We start from the raw sequence: 16,285 nt of genomic DNA on the forward strand, positions 1-16,285 counted from the left end.
AAGGCTCGACAAGGACCATGAAAAAACACCTGAAAGCGCTCAAAGTTGGGTTCTATGGCATAATTGTCAGGTCATATTAAACAGATTAACCTGAAGATCAGTTAATTAAAATTTAAACACGCTCTTAAAGATTTTTGATGCAGGACTTTAATTGATATTTTTTGATTCAGGCTGCGGCCTCACGCTTTGCCATACACTCGCAGCTCCGAGAGACACTGCAAGACTATTCCTGCTTCTCTCCAGATCAATCATTCAACCAGCAACTGAATTCCGCTAATGAAAGAGCCCTTCCGGAGGCAATTTTAGTCCAGGCAGCCTCAGGGCGCTTAACCCAGGAGCTCTTTATAAATCCGGTAGCTTTCGTCGTCGAAGCATATGAACAGCACCCGCTCCAGTTCGTGTTCCTCTTGCTTCAGAAATAACTTAACCGTTTCTACTGCCACTTTCGCTGCTTTATCTTTGGGGTAACTATACACACCTGTGCTGATGCTCGGGAAGGCAATACTTTTGAGATGGTTGGCAACGGCAACACGCAGGCTCTTTTGGTAGCAACTGGCAAGCAGATCAGGCTCCCCCCTATGGCCACCATGCCACACCGGCCCAACAGCATGGATAACATAGCGAGCCGGCAATTTACCGCCGGTTGTAATCACTGCCTCTCCTGGCGGGCACTCTCCCTGAATAGTTCTTATTTCTCTACAAGCATCCAGAATGGCTGGCCCTCCTGCCCTATGAATAGCCCCATCAACTCCACCTCCGCCCAGTAGGCTACTGTTAGCAGCATTCACAATAGCGTCTGTGGCTATTTTGGTAATGTCGCCTTTGATTATCTCAGGATTAACTAGTGCCATAAAAGGTATTTCACACGTACAGAAATTCCTTATACGCACGTTTTAAATTTCCTGCTCTATCTTACAAAAAGTAGCATCTCCTCATTTTCGGTCCAGATAAGCAGCGTGTTATCTTTAATAGAGAAAGAAGCAGCTTTTTCCAGTAGTTTAAGATAATAGCTGTCGAAAGAAGTATGCAGGGCAGGGCCACCTCGCTTGGTGGTGCCCAGGCTGCCGATGGTGAGGCTGCCGGCTTTTTCGGTACTGTTAAATATGGCAGAGCCGGCATAGATGTTTACCAGGTTCTCGCCCCTCACACTAAAGGCTCCCCCTGTTTGCTGCACCGGACTACCGCCTGAACGGGCAAACTCAAGCCACACCTGCACGCTGTCGGTAGGTGCCGAAACGGTTTTGATTGGCTCCTCTACCCTTACCAACACCCATTTACCTAAAATTTCTTCAGATGTTTTATACTCCGGATCTTCCATCTCGAGGCAGGAAGTAACCATGGCGATGCAGAGCAGCAGTGCGAAAATATTAAACTGGAAGAGTACTGGAGTATTTTTCATGGCATAAAGTAGAAGTCTTTATAAGTTAGATTCTTAATCCGAAAAAAGGGTTGCAAGCACCAGTAGAAATTGCAAACTTTTTCATTTACTCTCCCTTGTTACTCCAAAAGGCATTAAAGCCGCTCTGGTCATGCTTTCAGAGATTTTGTTTGTATCTTTGTCTTGACAGTTCGAAAGTCGCTCAAAAATTATGGCTATTACAAAACAAGATATATTAAAAGCCCTCAGTTATGTAGAGGAACCCGATCTGGGAAAAGATCTGGTAACCCTGAACATGATCGAGCAGGTAGAGGTTGATGGCAAAAACATAAGTTTCACTGTTATTCTGACCACACCTGCCTGCCCACTGAAGGACCTGATCCGCAATGCCTGCGTTACCGCCATTCACACCATGGTTGATAAAGAGGCAAACGTAACCGTAAACATGACCTCGCGCGTTACCTCCGGGCGAACCGGCAGCGGCGATGTGCTGAAAGGAGTAAAAAATATTATTGCAGTTGCCTCGGGCAAAGGTGGTGTAGGTAAATCTACGGTTACCACTAATCTGGCCATTGCCCTGGCGCAGTCGGGTGCTAAAGTAGGTCTGATAGATGCCGATATTTCGGGACCATCTATCCCCACCATGTTTGGCACCGAGCAGGTTCGCCCCGGCATGGTGCAGGGCGACCACGGCAAAAACTACATTGTGCCGGTAGAGAAGTTCGGCATAAAAATGATGTCGATAGGTTTTCTTACCCCTCCCGACAGTGCCGTGATCTGGAGAGGCCCAATGGCAAGCTCCGCCCTCAAACAATTCATTTCGGATGTGGAGTGGGGAGAGCTGGATTACCTACTATTAGACTTACCTCCAGGCACTTCCGACATTCACCTGACTATGGTACAGGTGCTGCCGGTAACAGGTGCTGTTATTGTAACCACGCCTCAGAAGGTAGCCTTAGCCGATGCCACTAAAGGCCTGCAGATGTTCCTGCAGCCACAAATTAATGTACCGGTTCTGGGTATTGTGGAGAATATGGCGTATTTTACACCTGCCGAACTACCAGAGAACAAATATTACATATTTGGCGAAGGTGGCGGGCAGATGCTGGCCGAAAAATACAATGTGCCATTACTGGGGCAGGTTCCGATAGTTCAGAGTATCCGCGAAAGCGGCGATGCAGGAACTCCTGTGGTTTTACAGAACGATTCTCCGGCTTCCGGTGTTTTCAAAGAGCTAGCCCAGGCTGTTGCCCAGCAGGTATCTGTACGGAACGCCACACTGGCCAAAACGAAGATCGTAGAAATTAAGAATTAATATAATGACAGTTACAAACGTAGACAACGATTTTTTACTTCGAATTGAAGGTGCCCTTGATCAGATCAGGCCATATCTGGAGGCTGACGGCGGCAATGTGAAGGTGGTCGAAGTAACCGACGATATGGTACTGAGGTTAGAGTTGCTGGGCGCCTGTGGCTCCTGTCCTATGTCTACGATGACATTAAAGGCCGGTGTGGAGCAGTCTGTGCTAAAAGCCATTCCCGAGATCAGAGCCGTAGAAGCTGTTAACCTGACGCAAGTGTAATAAGAATTTTTCCCTTTTGAAACCAAAGCGGGTGCTGCTAGAAAAACTAGCAGCACCCGCTTTTTTTGTTCCTGCTACAGCACTGGATCTGGGACTGACCACCCTCTAAGTCTGCCACAGCCTTTTGCCATTGAAGAGCTAACCTAAGTGGGAGTTGCTGTTGATTTTGCCGCCTTAGCTCCCCCATCCTTCTTACCAAGCAAAGCACAGTAAGCAACAAACAACAGAGCTTCAAGCCGGCTAAAAAATTGGGTCTGTAAACAGACATTGGGGCAAGAACTGCCAGTATATCTTGCCAAAAAGCAGTTAGCTACGTAAACATTGATTTATCGGGATATCCTGTTACTGCTATTCATTTAGCCGGATTTTTCGGATATTAAACCCAGCTTCCTTTTTGTAATGCATTGGCGGCAGGCTACTGTGGCTGTTGTCCTACAGAACAGAAACGCTAATCACGATACATACCAGAACCCTTAGAAAGCCATACACCCACCATGATTAAAGCAAACGACCCAACCCTGCACTCCTGGATCCAGATTTCTCCTGACAGTGATTTCCCAATCCAGAACCTGCCCTTTGGTATTTTTCAGACAGCCGAAAAAGATGCGCGCATGGGCGTAGCCATTGGCAGCTATGTACTGGACTTATGTGTGCTGGGCCAGTACAATTTGTTTGAGTTAATTGACATCGATCCTACTATTTTTCACCGTCCGTACCTCAATGATTTTATAGCTCTGGGTCAGCCAACCTGGCGCGCCGTGAGGAACCGGGTTTCGGAACTGCTCCGCACCGACAACGATGAAATAAGCGGAAACAGCGACCTGATGCACCAATGCCTGATCAGGATGACGGAGGCGGAAATGCTGCTGCCCGTAAAAGTAGGCAACTATACCGATTTCTACTCCAGCCTGGAGCACGCTACCAACGTGGGGCAAATGTTCCGTGATCCGGAGCAACCCCTGCTCCCCAACTGGCGGCACATACCCATCGGTTACCATGGCCGCGCCTCCTCTATTGTAGTTTCTGGCACAGATGTTTACAGGCCAACAGGTCAAACGATGGGGCCGGAGCAGCAAACACCTATTTTCCAACCCACGAACCAGCTCGACTTTGAACTGGAAATGGCTTTTATTGCCGGAAAAGACACGCCACTGGGCTATCCTGTTCCTGCTGATGCAGCAGATGAGCATATTTTCGGGTTGGTGCTCCTGAACGACTGGTCGGCGCGCGATGTGCAGCAATGGGAGTATGTGCCGCTCGGCCCCTTTCTGAGTAAAAGCTTTGCAACCTCCATCTCGCCATGGGTGGTTACGCTGGATGCGCTGGAGCCATTTAGAGTGAAAGGCCCTGAACAGCTTCCCAGGCCCTTGCCTTACCTCGAATTTACCGGCCACCGCAATTACGATATTCAGCTGGAAGTGCTGCTACAGCCTGCCGAGAGTCCGGAAGTTACCATCTGCCAGACAAACTTTAGGAACATGTACTGGAACATGAGCCAGCAGTTGGCACACCAGACCAGCAACGGCTGCAACCTCCAGGTCGGCGACCTCTATGGCTCCGGCACCATCAGCGGTTCTGAGCCAGGCACTTTTGGTTCGCTACTCGAGATCACCAGGCAAGGCAAAACTCCCCTAACACTACCCGATGGGTCGCAACGCAGCTTCCTCCACGACAACGACTCAGTTATAGTGCGGGGATATGCCGAAAAAGGTGGCATCCGGATCGGCTTTGGAGAAGTAAGAGGAAAGGTGCTGCCCGCTATATAATTGGCAGTTGCCAGTTAGCAATATAGTGAGCGCTAAAAATGCAAACTGATGATAAGAACAATAAACTTGCAGAAAACTTCTTCAGCTGAGGTTTATGCCCTGCTTTCGGGCGCAGTGGCACCTCGGCCGGTAGCATTTGCCAGTACCACCGACGCTACCGGTAGCGTTAACCTGAGCCCTTTTAGTTTCTTTAACCTGTTTAGCTCCACCCCTCCTATTCTTATTTTTTCTCCGCTCAGCCGCATCCGCGACAATTCCAGCAAACACACCCTCGACAATGTTACAGCCACTAAAGAGGTAGTTATACATATTGCAAACTTTGAACTGGTAGAGCAAATGTCGCTGGCAAGTACTGAATACGACACCGGCGTAAACGAATTTATAAAAGCAGGATTAACACCAGTGCCCTCGGTACTTGTAAAACCGCCACGCGTAGCAGAGGCACCGGTAGCCATAGAGTGCCGCGTAAATGATATTCTGAAATTAGGTACGGAAGGAGGCGCCGGCAACCTGGTGCTATGCGAAGTGCTGCTGATACATGTGCAAGAAGAGGTGCTGGACGAGAATGGCCGCATAAACCCTTATAAACTAGACGCAGTGGCCCGAATGGGTGGCGACTATTATTGCAGGGCAAACAGCGATAATATTTTTGTACTCCCCAAACCTTCGCGCGAAAAAGGCATGGGAATCGATCAGCTTCCTACATTTATTCGGAACAGCCACCTACTTTCTGGTAATAACCTGGCCCGACTGGCTAATTTAGCCTCTGCTCCCACAGCAGCAGAGGCAGAAGCTTTCAAGCGAGAGCCAATTGTAGCCTACACGCTTCAAAAATACAAAGACCAGCCAGAAGAACTGCAGAAGCAGTTGGAACTCCTGGGTAAAAAGCTGTTGGAAGATAATCAGGTAATATCAGCCTGGAAGGTGCTCCTGTTGCTGGAAAACCCGGAACAGCTCTTAGGCTAAAACTGATTTTTTAGCTCCGGAAGGTTGTTTTCATTAGAATAATTTGTTGCCCAAAACCAAAGAACCCGCCGGAGCGGGTTCTTTGGTTTAAGTTCATCGGTTTGTTTTCTAAAGTTTAGTTGCGCACAGCTATCATCAGGCCGAGTTCTTTATAGCGCATGCCGAATTTTTTGGCAATGTGGGCGTTGGTGAGGCTGCCTTTGTAAATGTAGACACCACTACGGTAGTGCTCATTCATAAACAGCACCTCGTTTATGCCGCCGTACTTGGCAATTTCTGCAAAAATGGGCGTAAATATGTTGCTCAGGGCATTGGTAGCAGTGCGCGGCACCCGCGAAGGTATGTTTGGCACGCAATAATGAATAATATCGTATTTGCGGTAAATAGGGCGGCTATGCGATGTTACTTCCGAGGTCTCGAAACAGCCTCCCTGGTCGATACACACATCGATAATAACGGAACCGGGGCTCATTTGTGCTATTACCATTTCTTCTACCATGCAAGGCATCCGGCCTTCATCAGCTACCAAAGCGCCAATTACCACATCCGCCTGCTTAATCTCGTTGTAGAGCACCGCCTTATCGAGCGTTGAGGTAAATAACTGTGCCCCGATATTTTGCTTTAGGCGGCGGAGTTTGTAGATGTGGTTGTCGAATACCTTAACTTCGGCACCCAGGCCTATGGCTGCTCTGGCAGCATGCTCCGCTACGGTGCCAGCTCCGAGTATAACTACTTTAGAAGGTGGCACCCCTGTAATACCGCCCAAAATAACGCCTTTGCCTTCGTTGCTGCTGCTTAGGTACTCTGCGGCAATCAGCATAACGGTACTACCGGCAATTTCGCTCATGCCCCGCACTACAGGCTTGGCATCAGACTTATCGCGGATGAGCTCGAAGGAGATGGCGTTTATCTTTTTGCGGAGCAGGGCCTGCACATAGTCTGAGGTAAGGTTGCCAAACTGCAGGGCTGAAAAAAGTGTCTGGTTGGGTCGCAGATATTCGATTTCTTCGTAAGTAGGCGGTGCAATCTTCAAAATAATTTCTGCCTCGTAGATTTCTTCGGTGGTATATACCACTTTTGCGCCTGCCTCTGAGTACTCGTGGTCTGAGTATTTAGAAGGACTTCCGGCCCCCGACTCTACCCATATGCGGTGCCCCTGGTCTGTAAGCTGCTTTACGGCATCTGGCGTTAGACCAATGCGGTTCTCCTGAAAAGACGACTCTTTTGGGAGGCCAATAAAGAGGCTGCGGTATCGCTCTTCCACTGCCAGCATCGACTCTTTTGGATAAAGTGCAGCACTAGAGGCTAACCTGCCCATGTTTACGGCGAATCTCTCCGTCATATTTATACTTTATTAATAACCATGATGCGCTCCTCACCCTCGGCGGCGGGCTGCATCGAAACATGCAGGTAAGTATCGGGCAACAAATTAGGAATAAGCGACGGCCATTCTATCAGGCACATGTTTCCAGAGTCAAAATATTCAAGAGCCCCTATTTCCAGGGCCTCCCGCTCTTCTTTTATCCTATAAAAATCGAAATGGTAAATCAGGCTGCCTTCTGCTGTTTCGTATTCGTTAACCAAAGCAAAGGTTGGGCTGCTCACGTTTTCTGTTACGCCCATCTGGCGGCAAAATTCCTTTATCAGGGTTGTTTTGCCTGCTCCCATCGGCCCTTCAAACACCACAACAGGCTCCTGTCTGGCTTGCTCTATAAGCACAGAAGCCGCCGCTGGCAAATCAGCCAACGACGACATCTTTATACGTGCTTTCTCAAGTGCAGTGTTATGCATTTTTTGGTGTAAGCGTTATCAACGGAATTATAACTTCTTCTAACGACACACCACCATGCTGAAAAGTATCTTTATAATAGTTCACGTAATAGTTATAATTATTAGGATACGCAAAGAAGTAGTCTTCGATTGCAAACACAAACGTAGTGGAAACGTTCGCTTTTGGCAAGAAAAATCGTTCAGGCTTAGGCACAGTAAACACATCTTTATCGGTATAACCTAGGTTTTTACCATGCTTGTAGCGCAGGTTGGTATTCGTAGCACGGTCGCCGATTATCTTAAAAGGCCTCTTTACCCGAATGGTGCCATGGTCGGTGGTAATGATCAGCCTGGCCTTGCGCTCCGAAATGAGCCGTAGTGTTTCGTATAGCGGCGAGTGCAGGAACCATGAGCGGGTAATAGAGCGGTAGGCTGATTCGTCGGGGGCCAGTTCGCGCACCATGTTGCTGTCGGTACGGGCATGAGAGAGCATGTCCACAAAGTTGTACACGATCACGTTTAGCTTGTTGTTGTCCAGGTTGTTGAACTTGGCGATAAGGTCTTTGCCGGCGGCTGGGTTAGTTATTTTGTGGTAGCTGTGCTTGTCGGTAATGCGGTTTTGCTGGCATTGTATGTCCAGAAACTCCGGTTCGTTCAGATTCTTGCCTTCTTCCTCGTCGTCGCCTACCCACAGGTTCGGGTATTTTTTAGCAATCTCGTTTGGCAGCATACCCGAGAAAATGGCATTGCGGGCATAGGCTGTGGTAGTAGGCAGAATAGAGTAATACATTTCTTCGGTGTCTACGGTAAACATCTCCGAAATAATTGGCTCCAGCACCTTCCACTGGTCATAGCGCAGGTTGTCTATCAGCAGGAAGTACACCGGCTTATCCGATTCCTTCATCATCGGGAATACACGCTCTTTAAAGACCTGGTGCGACATGAGCGGGGCATCGTCGGCTTCCTTGTTTATCCAATCTTCGTAGTTGTCCATTATAAACTTGGCGAAATTCGAGTTAGCCTCGTCTTTTTGCATGTTTATAACGTCGGCCATGCTCTTGTTTTCCGTTTCGTCTATCTCCAGCTCCCAGAACACCAGCTTTTTATAAATATCGGCCCACTCCTGCGAACTCAGCCGCTCACCAAAGGCCATGCCCAGCGTACGGAAATCGCGCTGGTAGCTCATGTTGGTACGTTCTGAAACCAGCCGCTTGTTGTCGAGCAGTTTTTTAACCGACAACAGTATCTGGTTCGGGTTAAGCGGCTTAATCAGGTAATCAGATATTTTAGAGCCGATGGCCTCTTCCATAATGTGCTCTTCCTCACTTTTGGTAATCATGATAACAGGCACGGCAGGGCGAAGGGCTTTTAACTCAGTAAGTGTTTCGAGGCCGCTGATGCCTGGCATGTTCTCATCCAGAAAAACCACATCGAAGCTTCTTTCCTCAAATTTCTCGATGGCATCGGCTCCGCTGTTGACTGGCGTTATGTCATAGCCTCGCTCCTCCAGGAAAAGAATGTGCGGCTTCAGCAGGTCTATCTCATCATCTGCCCACAAAATATTATATCTTTGCATAGTTTTATGTTAGTTTATTGTTGGTTTTGGGTTAATCTTATCAAATACTGTTCCCTTAAATTTTGGCAGAACGTCCTTTTAGGTACTGCTTCAAAAAAGGCAACAGTCTTAAAATGGCATCTACAAAACAAGTAGCTACCTAAAGCCTTCTTTTTTAGCACATTAAATTTACAATATTACACCAGATGCAGCAACTTAAAGTGGTGGTTATAGAAGGAAAAAGTAAGAAGCATTAAATAAAATTGTTTAGACAATGATTTTCTGCCTCGTAAACCTTCACAACGCTGTACTTGTTAAGTAATTGTTTATTGCGCTCATGCGGAGAATACCTCGGGCTGTAGGTTGTGCAGCCAGATGTTGCAAATTTTCTCTCTTTACTTAAAACATAAAGTTGAATAATCTTCTTACTGCCACGCCACAGATACGGTTTAGGCAAATAATTTTTTCTTCTTGATGAACAAAAAGAAAATCATCAACGACCCCGTTTACGGATTTATCTCCGTACCGTCTGACCTTCTGTACGATATCATGGAGCACCCCTACTTTCAGCGCCTGCGCCGCATTAAGCAGCTTGGCCTAACGGAGATGGTGTATCCAGGGGCCTTGCATACGCGGTTCCATCATGCACTGGGCGCCATGCACCTGATGAGCATGGCGCTCGACACCCTCAGAAGTAAGAATAACGAAATCCACGATCGCGAGTACGAGGCCTCTCTTATTGCCATTCTCCTGCACGACATTGGCCACGGCCCGTTTTCGCATGCCCTCGAAACAGCTATTTTTAAGGAAGTGCACCACGAGCACCTCTCGCTGCACATTATGCAGCTCCTCAACAAAGCTTTTGGAGGAAGGCTGGAGCTGGCCATGCAGATTTTTACAGGCACCTACCACCGCAAGTTCTTTCACCAACTGGTATCGAGCCAGCTCGATGTAGATAGGCTCGATTACCTGAACCGCGACAGCTTTTACACCGGCGTGTACGAAGGGAAAATAGGCGCCGACCGGCTGATTAAAATGCTCGATGTGGCCAACGACCAGCTGGTGGTAGAAGAAAAAGCCATTTACAGCATCGAGAACTTTCTGGTGAGCCGCCGCCTGATGTACTGGCAGGTGTACCTGCATAAAACTGTGATCAGTGCCGAAAACATGGTACTACGAACGGTGCAGCGTGCCCGTGAACTGGTGCAGTCGGGAGTGGCGCTACCTGGCAGCCCCTGCCTGCTCTATTTTCTGGCCACAGACCTCACACTTGAAAACTTTGAGGCAGACCACACTATTTTGGAACGGTTTATTTCCTTAGACGACCACGATGTTTGGAGCGGCATTAAGCTCTGGGCCTCACACCCCGACCCTATTCTATCGTTTTTGTCTACCAACATTCTCAACCGCAGGCTCTTTAAGGTGATTATAGCCAACAAGCCTTTTGAAGAAGAGTTCTTGCTGGGCATTAGTGAGCTGGTGCAGGAGCATTATAAAATAAGCGCTGCAGATGTAAAGTACCTGATGATCTCTGGCGAAATCAGCAACAACGCTTATCAGGCTGAAGGCCAATCGATAGACGTGCTTACCAAAGCCGGCTATGTGGTAGATGTAGCGGATGCTTCGGACCTGCCCAACATCAGAGCCCTCCGTGACAAAGTGGAGAAATACTACGTGTGCTACCCAAAGGAAGTGGCGCATTAGGCGGCAGCAATTATTCTAATAAAAAAGGCCTTCCGGAGCAAAAAAGTGATGTTTTCGCTTGAGGTTGATTAATGAGGTGGGCTATCGGTGGTTACCTCTTGTGCAATGTTAAAATAGCCAGCATACTTTCGATTAAAAATGAAAGAATGCAGCCTGAAGTCCTGATTCAGAACAACCCAAAAGAAGCTTAAAAGGGCTCTGGAAGGCCTTTTTCATTAGCAGCATTTCAGGTAGATCATACTGTATTTACTTTACAATATGGTTCTTTCCTATTTGGCAACTTTATTGATGTCTTAAACGAGTACAAAGAAAACATTAGTATCTAGCACCTACCATTACCGAAGGGGCAATAAAGAATATTCGGCGGCCTGCCTACGTTGCAATTTCAGTGCAATTCATTTTATGCTGACACTTATTAGGCACACGCGCGAGATTTTTATTAAGTTTACGCCCCGGATAAAATAACTGAATTATTTCTGCCATACTTTTATAACATGGAATTTACTGTTCAACAGATAGCGGACCTGCTGCAGGGAAAGATAGAAGGCGATGATCAGGCGAAAGTTAGCTCTCTTGGAAAAATAGAGGAAGCCCAAACAGGTGCTCTCGCATTTCTGTCGAACGCAAAATATGAGCCCTACCTCTATACCACAGGTGCCAGCGCCGTTATTGTATCAGAGAAACTAAAGCTTAAAAAACCTGTAAGCGCCGCCTTAATTCGGGTGGCAGACCCTTACTCCAGCTTCTCGAAACTTCTTAGCTATTACCAGACAGCCTTGCTGGCCTCTAAAAAGGGCATAGAAGAACCTTGCTTTATAGGCAATGGCAGCACCATTGGCGAAGGGCACTACCGCGGTGCTTTTTCTTATATCGGCCACAATTGCACCATCGGCAATAATGTGCGCATTTTTCCGCAGGTGTACATTGGCGATAACGTAACCATAGGCGACAACACTACTCTTTTTGCAGGTGCCAAGCTTTATTCGAATACGGTGGTTGGTGCCAACTGCACCCTTCATGCCGGTGTGGTTATTGGCAGCGATGGCTTTGGCTTTGCCCCACAACCCGACGGAAGCTATACTGCCGTTCCACAAATAGGCAATGTAGTGCTTGAAGACAACATCTCAGTTGGCGCCAACACCACCATCGACTGCGCTACCATGGGGTCTACCATTATCCGGGAAGGCAGTAAAATAGACAACCTCGTTCAAATTGCCCACAACGTAGAAGTTGGCCGCCACACCGTTATTGCGGCTCAATCGGGTGTGTCAGGCTCCTCTAAAGTGGGGAACCATTGTGTTATAGCTGGCCAGGTAGGTGTGGTTGGCCACATTAACATTGCCGATAAAACAACTATCGGGGCACAATCAGGAGTTTCTAAATCGGTGAAAGAGTCGGGCACCATCATCCAGGGCTCCCCTGCCTTCGACTACAAGCAAAACCTTAAAGCGATTGCGGTCTTCCGGAACCTGCCGGAGCTCCAGCGCGATCTCGACCAACTAAAAGAATTGGTGCGTAACCAGACCGAGATCAGGGATATAAAATAAAACTAGTAAGAGCCACGATTATATAGTAAGTTTGCGTGCCCCCTTAGGGTGCCCGGTAGCTTGTATGGCAAAAGACAGTCTTTCTGCTCCCTTTGTGATACAAGCTCCATAAAAAAACACTGTATTACATTAATGAACGAAAAACAGCACACCATAAAGGCTCCTGTAACCGTTACGGGCATTGGATTGCATACAGGCATCGTCTCCAACATGACGTTCAAGCCTGCCCCTGCCAATCATGGCTATAAGTTTCAGCGCATCGATTTGCCTGGGCAGCCACTTGTAAACGTGGATGTAGACAACGTGGTGGACCTCTCTCGCGGCACAACCATAGAACAGAACGGCGCGCGCGTAAACACTGTGGAGCATACCCTGGCAGCACTTGTGGGGCTGCAGATAGACAATGTGCTGATTGAGCTGGATGGCCCTGAGCCTCCGATCATGGATGGCTCTGCCATAGAATTTGTAAATGCCCTGAACTCGGTGGGCATGCAGGAACAGAACGCCCTGCGCAACTACTTCGAAATATCCAAAGGCATCAGTTACAAAGATGATAACCGTGGCGTGGAGATCGCCGCGCTTCCGCTCGATGATTATCGTCTTACCGTAATGGTTGATTATAACTCTCCGGTGCTAGGTAGTCAGCATGCCTCCATTACCGACATAAATCAGTTTCATGACGAAATAGCTTCCTGCAGAACCTTTTGTTTCTTGCATGAACTAGAGGCACTCTTTAAGCAGAACCTGATCAAAGGCGGCAACCTGAACAATGCCATTGTAATTGTAGACCGTGTGGTGCAGGACGAAGAACTGGCGCACCTAGCGGAACTGCTCAACAAGCCTAAAGTATCGGTGCAGGAAGAAGGAATACTAAACAATACCGAACTCCGCTTCAAAAACGAACCAGCCCGCCACAAGCTGCTCGACCTGATGGGCGACCTGGCCCTGATCGGCCGCCCCATTAAAGGTCAAATCCTGGCCGCACGCCCCGGCCATGCGGCCAATGTAGCTTTTGCAAAAAAAGTAAAGCGCCTTATCCAGGAGTCTGCCATCAAGAATATTCCGACCTACGACCCAAAAAAGCCGCCGGTAATGGATATTAACCAGATTGCAGCCACTCTGCCGCACCGGTACCCATTCCTGCTAATCGACAAAATCATCCATTTAGACGATACCATGGTGGCGGGCATTAAGAACGTAACCATGAACGAGCCTTTTTTCCAGGGCCACTTCCCGAACAACCCGGTTATGCCAGGGGTGCTCCAGATAGAGGCGATGGCACAGACAGGCGGTATTCTGGTGCTCAATGCCATGGATAACCCAGATGATTACTGGACTTACCTTCTGGCCATAGACAAATGCCGCTTTAAGCGCAAAGTATTGCCAGGAGATACGATTATTTTTAAATGTGAACTGCTGGCTCCTCTTAAGCGCGGTATTGCCAAAATGGCTGGTCAGGCCTTTGTGAATGGCCAACTGGTAATAGAAGCAGAGATGTCGGCCATGATTGTTAAAAAAGACGCATGAACCAGCCACTAGCATACATCCACCCGGAGGCTAAAATAGCTCAGAATGTTGTCGTAGAACCTTTCTCAACCATACATAAAAACGTAGAGATTGGCGAAGGCACCTGGATCGGGCCTAACGTGACGATAAATGAAGGGGCACGAATCGGCAAAAACTGCAAGGTTTTTCCTGGCGCTGTTATAGCCTCAGTACCTCAGGACCTGAAATTTGCCGGTGAGGTAACAACAGCCGTTATCGGCGATAATACCGTTATCAGAGAATACGTAACCGTTAGCCGCGGCACCATAGACAAGATGAAGACCGTAATCGGCAGCAATTGCCTGATTATGGCCTACGCCCACATTGCCCACGATTGTATGGTGGGTAATAACTGCATTATCGGCAACGCAGTGCAAATGGCCGGTCACGTAGAAGTTGACGACTATGCCATCGTAAGCGCAATAAGTGCTATACACCAGTTCGTAAAAATTGGTGCGCATGCTTTTATTTCCGGAGGATGCCGGGTGCTGAAGGATGTGCCGCCTTATGTGAAGGCTGCCCGTGAACCTTTATCTTACGCCGGCATTAACTCCGTAGGCCTGCGCCGCAGAGGCTTTGTAAGCGAACAGATAAACGAAATACAGGAGGTGTATCGCTTCCTGTTCCTAAGTGGCCTCAACAACTCGCAGGCTCTCGACAAAATAGAGCTCGACCTGATGCCAAGCAACGAGCGCGACGAAATAACAAATTTTGTGCGTAACTCCGGGCGTGGCATTATTAAAGGATACTTTTCAAAAGATGCTAATTAACCTAAGCAACTTAGGTAAACGCTATAATTACGAGTGGATTTTCCGGAACCTGACTTTTACGTTTGAGTCCGGCTCCAGTTATGCCATACTGGGTCACAATGGCTCCGGGAAGTCCACTCTTCTTACCATTATTGCCGGGCACAACCTGCCCAGCGAAGGTCAACTTTCTTACTCACAGTCTGACAAACCTGTTGCGCCCGAAGAAGCCTTCCGGCACCTCTCCCTTACCGCCCCCTATTTGGAGCTTGTAGAGGAGTTCACGCTCCAGGAAATGCTCTCCTTTCACACCAACTTCAAGTCCCTGCGGCACGATATCTCCCAAAAGCAACTTATGGAGCGCATGGGACTGGAAAAGGCACGCAACAAGTTTGTGAAGGATTTTTCGTCGGGCATGAAACAACGCCTTAAGCTGGGCCTTGCCCTCTACGCCAATACTCCCCTGCTGCTGCTCGACGAGCCCACCACCAACCTAGACTCAGATGGTATAGCCTGGTACCAGGAACACATTGCCCTGAATAAGGCAGGCCGCATAGTTATTGTAGGCTCCAACATTGACCACGAATACAGCTTCTGTGACCAGCAACTCCGCATCACAGACTTTCACATCACTAGCCGCAAATAAGATTCCCCTTAGCTCCAAAACTACTAAAACACCTCCGGAAGGGCATTTTCATTAGCAGAATTTCATTGTTAAATGGTTGTCTGAGTAAAGAGCAGCAAGACTTCGCAGCGTGCACAGCTCCTACGAGTGCCTGGCCAAGGCAGAGTAGCAGTTGGAGAAAATCTGGCACCTACCATCTAGTGTCAATTATTTTCAAAAAGCCTCCGGAAGACCATTTTCATTCAAATAATTTACTGCCATCTACAAATACACCTCGCATAACTTTTGAGCTAAACGCCACAAACGCTACGAACTAATTGCCAATTTCCCTAACTTTGTAACAACACTATAACCAGACACGATGGGACGCGCATTTGAATTTAGAAAAGCCCGTAAGTTTAAACGTTGGGATAAAATGTCGAAAGCCTTTACCCGCTTAGGTAAAGAGATTGTAATTGCAGTAAAAGAAGGTGGTCCGAACCCGGAATCGAATGCCCGCCTGCGCACTGCTATTCAGAACGCCAAAGGCGTTAACATGCCCAAAGACCGGGTAGAAGCTGCCATTAAGCGTGCCTCCTCCAAAGAGGAAAAAGATTACGACGAAATAGTATACGAAGGCTATGGCCCCTACGGCATTGCCATATTGGTAGAAACCGCTACCGATAACATAAACAGAACAGTGGCGAACATGCGCGTGTACTTTTCACGTGCCGGTGGCGCATTGGGCAAAACAGGCTCGCTCGATTTTATTTTCACCCGCAAAGGTATTTTTAAAGTTGCCACAGAAGGCGTAGACATAGAAGAACTGGAACTGGAACTCATCGACTTTGGTGCCGACGACATTTACGAGCACGAAGGCGAAATTATTATAGAAACAGCCTTTACCGACTTTGGTGCCATGCAGAAAGCCCTGGAAGAAAAAGGATTGAACGTGATAACCGCTGAACTGCAGCGCATCCCCAATACCCGCACCGAACTTTCTGACGAGCAGGCTGAAGAAATAGAAAACCTGATTGAGAAAATAGAAGAAGACGACGACGTGCAGGCCGTTTACCACAACATGCAATAATTACGGCTGTATACAGCTAAAAACGAGCTGT

At 48.0% G+C, this 16,285-nt stretch carries 15 protein-coding genes; 10 read left to right on the forward strand and 5 right to left on the reverse strand.

The features are described from left to right. Positions 1-326: 326 nt before the first annotated feature. Together ACMA1I_RS17895 and ACMA1I_RS17900 are read right to left on the reverse strand one after the other, a co-directional pair. Entirely contained in the window at positions 327-851 is a 525-nt protein-coding gene (locus tag ACMA1I_RS17895; protein WP_337069799.1) for an O-acetyl-ADP-ribose deacetylase, read from the reverse strand. A gap of 56 nt (positions 852-907) precedes the next feature. Next, positions 908-1,399 (reverse strand): META domain-containing protein, encoded by a 492-nt coding sequence (locus ACMA1I_RS17900; RefSeq protein ID WP_337069800.1) that lies wholly within the window; start codon positions 1,397-1,399, stop codon positions 908-910. A gap of 190 nt (positions 1,400-1,589) precedes the next feature. Here ACMA1I_RS17900 and ACMA1I_RS17905 point away from each other — a divergent pair, with 190 nt between their 5' ends. From ACMA1I_RS17905 to ACMA1I_RS17920, 4 genes are all read left to right on the forward strand, one after another. Then, positions 1,590-2,693, forward strand: a complete 1,104-nt coding sequence (locus tag ACMA1I_RS17905) for an Mrp/NBP35 family ATP-binding protein (RefSeq protein WP_337069802.1) — start codon at positions 1,590-1,592, stop codon at positions 2,691-2,693. 4 nt (positions 2,694-2,697) lie between these two features. After that, positions 2,698-2,961, forward strand: a complete 264-nt coding sequence (locus ACMA1I_RS17910) for a NifU family protein (RefSeq protein WP_337069804.1) — start codon at positions 2,698-2,700, stop codon at positions 2,959-2,961. 494 nt (positions 2,962-3,455) lie between these two features. Next, a complete protein-coding gene (gene fahA / locus ACMA1I_RS17915; protein ID WP_337069805.1) occupies positions 3,456-4,727 on the forward strand; it encodes a fumarylacetoacetase in 1,272 nt (423 codons plus the stop codon). A 48-nt stretch (positions 4,728-4,775) separates the two neighbouring features. Next, entirely contained in the window at positions 4,776-5,693 is a 918-nt protein-coding gene (locus ACMA1I_RS17920; protein WP_337069806.1) for a flavin reductase family protein, read from the forward strand. Positions 5,694-5,808: 115 nt separating this feature from the next. Here ACMA1I_RS17920 and ACMA1I_RS17925 read toward each other — a convergent pair whose 3' ends face one another. Genes ACMA1I_RS17925 through ACMA1I_RS17935 form a run of 3 tightly spaced genes read right to left on the reverse strand, consistent with a single transcriptional unit; the run spans position 5,809 to position 9,039 of the window. Next, positions 5,809-7,035 (reverse strand): alanine dehydrogenase, encoded by a 1,227-nt coding sequence (locus ACMA1I_RS17925; RefSeq protein ID WP_337069807.1) that lies wholly within the window; start codon positions 7,033-7,035, stop codon positions 5,809-5,811. Between the two features lie 2 nt (positions 7,036-7,037). Beyond that, complete coding sequence (tsaE, locus tag ACMA1I_RS17930; RefSeq protein ID WP_337069808.1) at positions 7,038-7,484, reverse strand: tRNA (adenosine(37)-N6)-threonylcarbamoyltransferase complex ATPase subunit type 1 TsaE; 447 nt, start codon at positions 7,482-7,484, stop codon at positions 7,038-7,040. Beyond that, positions 7,477-9,039 carry a response regulator gene (locus ACMA1I_RS17935; protein WP_337069809.1) on the reverse strand — a complete coding sequence of 521 codons (1,563 nt, stop codon included), beginning with the start codon at positions 9,037-9,039 and terminating at the stop codon, positions 7,477-7,479. The genes tsaE and ACMA1I_RS17935 overlap by 8 nt, the downstream gene beginning before the upstream one ends. Positions 9,040-9,492: 453 nt before the next feature. Between ACMA1I_RS17935 and ACMA1I_RS17940 the strand changes: the two genes are divergently transcribed. From ACMA1I_RS17940 to ACMA1I_RS17965, 6 genes are all read left to right on the forward strand, one after another. Continuing rightward, positions 9,493-10,722, forward strand: a complete 1,230-nt coding sequence (locus tag ACMA1I_RS17940; protein WP_337069810.1) for an HD domain-containing protein — start codon at positions 9,493-9,495, stop codon at positions 10,720-10,722. 494 nt (positions 10,723-11,216) lie between these two features. Beyond that, entirely contained in the window at positions 11,217-12,269 is a 1,053-nt protein-coding gene (gene lpxD, locus ACMA1I_RS17945; protein ID WP_337069811.1) for a UDP-3-O-(3-hydroxymyristoyl)glucosamine N-acyltransferase, read from the forward strand. Between the two features lie 132 nt (positions 12,270-12,401). Next, positions 12,402-13,796: a bifunctional UDP-3-O-[3-hydroxymyristoyl] N-acetylglucosamine deacetylase/3-hydroxyacyl-ACP dehydratase gene (locus ACMA1I_RS17950; RefSeq protein ID WP_337069812.1), complete on the forward strand. Its 1,395-nt coding sequence runs from the start codon at positions 12,402-12,404 to the stop codon at positions 13,794-13,796. After that, positions 13,793-14,584 (forward strand): acyl-ACP--UDP-N-acetylglucosamine O-acyltransferase, encoded by a 792-nt coding sequence (lpxA, locus tag ACMA1I_RS17955; protein WP_337069813.1) that lies wholly within the window; start codon positions 13,793-13,795, stop codon positions 14,582-14,584. Before ACMA1I_RS17950 ends, lpxA begins: the two co-directional genes overlap by 4 nt. Then, a complete protein-coding gene (locus ACMA1I_RS17960) occupies positions 14,574-15,206 on the forward strand; it encodes an ABC transporter ATP-binding protein (RefSeq protein ID WP_337069814.1) in 633 nt (210 codons plus the stop codon). Before lpxA ends, ACMA1I_RS17960 begins: the two co-directional genes overlap by 11 nt. 340 nt (positions 15,207-15,546) lie before the next feature. Continuing rightward, complete coding sequence (locus ACMA1I_RS17965) at positions 15,547-16,254, forward strand: YebC/PmpR family DNA-binding transcriptional regulator (protein WP_337069815.1); 708 nt, start codon at positions 15,547-15,549, stop codon at positions 16,252-16,254. Positions 16,255-16,285: the final 31 nt, after the last annotated feature.

This window comes from Pontibacter sp. 13R65, assembly GCF_047525655.1.
GTDB lineage: Bacteria > Bacteroidota > Bacteroidia > Cytophagales > Hymenobacteraceae > Pontibacter.